The organism is Paenisporosarcina sp. P4_D4 (assembly GCF_056401835.1).
The window spans coordinates 1-4,433 of record NZ_JBFUIO010000150.1; the positions used below are offsets into that span (position 1 = coordinate 1).

General features: G+C 38.2%; 2 protein-coding genes. Both read left to right on the forward strand.

Annotation, left to right across the window (positions count from 1 at the left end; genetic code table 11):
- On the forward strand, positions 1 to 3,309 hold a 3,309-nt coding region (locus tag AC1DSL_RS16095), incomplete at its 5' end, for a S8 family serine peptidase (protein ID WP_477532963.1).
- Positions 3,310 to 3,802: 493 nt separating this feature from the next.
- Positions 3,803 to 4,201 carry a DUF1259 domain-containing protein gene (locus AC1DSL_RS16100; protein ID WP_342543597.1) on the forward strand — a complete coding sequence of 133 codons (399 nt, stop codon included), beginning with the start codon at positions 3,803 to 3,805 and terminating at the stop codon, positions 4,199 to 4,201.
- Positions 4,202 to 4,433: the final 232 nt, after the last annotated feature.

Sequence of the window (4,433 nt, forward strand, 5' to 3'; positions counted from 1 at the left end):
CAATATGCTCCTAGCGATTCTGTACGAGTGATTGTGGAAATGACAGGAGAACCTGTACACACTGCCAAGGGAAATGAATCTGAAAAGAAGAAATTAAAGCAAGCTCAAAAATCATTAATCCAAGAGATGAAAGAAATGAAAAAGTGGAATGTGAAAGAGCGACATCACTTTGTAACAGGTATTAATGGCTTCAGTATGGATACAGAGTTCAAAAATATCAAAGAAATCAAAAAACTATCTGGAGTGGCTAGTGTACAGATTGCAGAGACTTATCAACAAACGATGAGCAGTAGTAAATCCATGGTACAAGCGAAAAAAGTATGGGAAGAGTTAGGTTACCATGGTGAGGGGATGGTGGTTGCTGTTGTCGATACCGGAGTGGACTATCGCCATCAAGATCTTACTATGTCTGACAGAGGAAAAGCGAAAGCCAAGTGGAACTCTACTAATATTCAAGAAAAATTAGCTCAAACAGCTGTAGAAGATCGCTGGTATTCAGATAAAGTACCAGCTGGTTACGATTGGGCTGACCGAGATCAAGATGTTCTTCCATATGCTACATCACATGGAATGCATGTAGCTGGAACGATTGGGGCCAATGGAACCGATGAAATCGACGGGGTAAAAGGGATTGCACCTGATGTACAGATCCTAGCAGAAAAAGTTTTTTCCGATTATTATGGAGGGGCATTTGCAGATGATATCATAGCCGGAATCAATCACGCGGTAGAAATGGATGCCGATGTCATCAACATGAGCTTAGGAACTGACGGTGCTTTTGTGGATGAAGAAGATCCTATACAAAAAGCAGTTCGTACTGCTACAGAGAATGGAGTATTAGTGGTTGCAGCTGGTGGAAACGCATACTACAGTACTAGAAGTGGATCAACCGCATATTCTCATGCACCATATGCTCAGAATCCTGATATTGGAGTAGTAGGAGCACCTGGTTCAAGTCCATTTGCTTTACAAGTAGCTTCTTATGAAAATGATAAAGTCCATATGGACACACTTACTTTTCCAGATGGGAAACCACTTATTTACAAACGCCATGCAGGTTATGTTCAAATGGCAAATGTCTTTGCTCCAGGTGAAGATATTGAGTTAGTTTATGTAGGTTATGGTAGTACCCAGGATTTCGCTGGAAAAGATGTAAAGGACAAAATCGTGGTTGCAGAACAACAATGGGCGGGTAGTGAACAATTCATACAATCTCTTACTCAAAAGAATGGAGCAAAAGGAGTAATAATGGTACCTTTAGCTACACTAGGAAATTATGCCAAATTACTTTTTTCTCCTTATGGCAACATTCCAGGAGTTAGTACTGGGATTGCTGAAGGAAAGGACTTAATTCAACGTTTGAAAAATGGTGAAAAGATTAATGTTAAAGTGGGTAAGGGAACCTTAATCGATAATAATACCAAGGGGACTATGTCTGGTTTCTCATCATATGGAGCACCGCATACCCTTGATTTTAAGCCTGAAATCACCGCACCTGGTGGTAAGATTTATTCTACTGTTATGGATAACAAATATGAAATATATAGCGGAACTTCGATGGCTTCGCCACATGTAGCGGGTGCGGGAGCCATAGTGTTACAGTCGCTTTATGAAAAAGGCGTGACGAGAGGTTCAGATGCTATTTATCGGGCGAAAACAGCTTTGATGAATACAGCTCAAATCTTAATTGACCCTACAACAGAAAGTAACATTCCATATTCTCCACGTAAACAAGGTTCAGGGATGATGCAGATTGCTAATGCACTAAAAACACCTGTATTAGTCAAAGATAAGTTTGCTAATCCAGAAAATGCAGCTGCTGTGGAGTTAAAAGAGATTAAGCAAGATAAAGTAAAATTTATGCTGGAGGTAGAGGCGTTAGCGGGTAAATCTACCCCAGAAGAGATTACTTATGATGTCTATCTAGACCTTTTAACAGATGATACCGAGCAGAAAGACCTAGATTTAAATCGCGATGGGAAAATTGAAAAGACGATGGAAGTGCTAAAGCTAACAAGTAAGCGTATCGAAGGAGCAGCAGCGAAGATCAACGGAAAAGATTTTAGCCATACAACACCTGCCACCTTTACCGTAAAAAAAGGTCATCTTCAAGATTTAAAAGTGGATATTAAACTTCCAGATGGATTGAAGAAAAATATATTTGTTGAGGGATTTGTTCGCTTTGTTCCGAAAAATGGAGATCAAGCTTCGATTCCGTCTTTAACCATTCCGTATATGGGCTTTTATGGTGACTGGGATCAACCTCAGAACTTAGATGCACCGATGTGGGACAAAAATGCATTTTTACAAGAAACAGCTCTATTTCCTTACTATGGTCAGAAAAACTGGCTTGGTAAACCAGCTGTAGCAATTGGTTATGATAAAGCGGACAAAACATTCGCAGAAGAAAGAATGTCCATCTCTCCACATGCTGCGAACCAGGGTCTTTATTCACAGTTTACCACCTTGCGGAATGTAAAAAAGGTGGACATGTACGTTGAAGATGCAACAGGTAATCGAGTTCGTTATCTTGGAGATTACAGTGATTTTACTGGAACTGGAGAACCATGGAAATTCAGAAAAAATATAATGTCAAATAGCGAGTTCACTTGGGGTGGGTATATCTGGAATTTGAAATCAGATGATGGAAAATATGTTCCAGACGGAAAGTATCAATTTATTATGGAGAGCACATTAGATTATGAAGGAGCACGTCCACAAAAGACTAAGCTTCCGATTAATATAGATTCTATTGCACCAAAAGTAGAAAATATTCAAGTCAACAAAACACCAGAAAATAAGTATTTGATTACTTGGGACATGATGGATAATGCAGGGGGAAGTGGCTTAACAAAATCGATGGTTTATGTCAATGGCAAAGCTAAATATATTACTGCAACACAAACGTCCTTGCTAGTAGATACTGAACCGAAAAGTGTAATCGTAGTCCCATTTGACTGGGCAGGTAATGTCACTTATGAAATATACGGAGATCGCTCGTATATAGATCAGTGGTTATTCCTTTCAGCGTGGGATGTATGGGGTAGACCAATAACGCAACAGGAGCCAGGTCATATTTTGGGAATTACCCTGAAAAAAATGAACTGGACCATTACAATCGAAGATCCTACAGGAAAAGTGGTCGATACTTATAAATTTGCTAATACAGAGACTGCTTATATAAAAGAATGGAAACCATCAACTGATCTACCTAGTGGGCAATATAAAGTGGTCGCTGAGATGGAAGAAATTGAAACGGGTCTAAAGATCTCAACAACTCCACGTTATATGACGGTGGTGCAACCTTAAAAAACGAAACCATAAGATAAAACCTCAATCCTTTATGATGTTTAGAAGGGTTGAGGTTTTATCATGTACGAATCCTGGAAGTTTCATATAAAAAAGAGCCCCACTTTATCCTTTAAAAACTCAACTAATAAATAGCTTTAAATCTGCTATCAATAGTAGTAAGTAATTAAAATAAATACTCCTGTTAAATGAGTTGTCGAACGTAGTGAAGACAAAGGGCTTTGCCCTAATCCCTCTAATTGTCTTTAATGGCTGCTAGAGGGCTTTTTTTATTTGTCTAAATCCCCTAGCTTATAAACGGTCACTGGGGAAGATTTACCGTCAGAACCACGCCATTATTTAACCACTCAGATGAAGAAAAATAATTCTTGAATTACAGAAATCGACTTGAGCAATTGATTGTAATTACTTTACTGTTCAATTTTCCATCTAAGACAATTCACCAAGTTACTGGCATGAACATAAACTGAATAAAATATTAAGGATGTGTCTAATGGAAACTTTCAACACTCTTTGTCAACAGTTCGGCCAAATTCTTAACGGAAAACCAGATATCGAAAATGGTATTTGCTCCGTAGAAATTAATCGTGATATTCCAGTCACAATTCAAGGACGTCCAGTTCGAGGAAACATTGAGACTGAAATCATGTTTGAAGATTTAGATCAATACGGGTACGCTCTTAATCGCGGAGTAACAGTTATTCTTGAAAAAGAAGTCCCTTATTTTGTTAACACACTTGTGAAAAATGGAATAATTATCAGTGCATTGCATAACAATTGGCTTTATACGAAACCCAACATCCTTTATATTAATTTTCAATCTGTAGAACCACCATTAACTTTTGCTCATAAAGTTGCAGAAGCGCTAAGGACTCTAAGGGTAAGTAGATAAAATACTTTAATTAACGCACCACGGTCTCCTGTGTTTTTACTTTGTATAATAGGTCTTCAATGACAAACAACCCTGTTTTTCTTATTAAACGATTATCGACTTAGGGGATGAGTAAATGCTGGGAGAAAAAGTAATACAAACGATTACATCTGGACATGTTGGTCAAGAAGCAGATAAGTGAACTTTCTATTTTCAAACTCTATTCCATTAAAGAATATCTTAAGACTGAGTC

Coding starts and splice junctions, on each gene's coding strand:
- AC1DSL_RS16100 (WP_342543597.1), top strand. CDS start 3,803: ATGGAAACTTTCAACACTCTTTGTCAACAGTTCGGCCAAATTCTTAAC.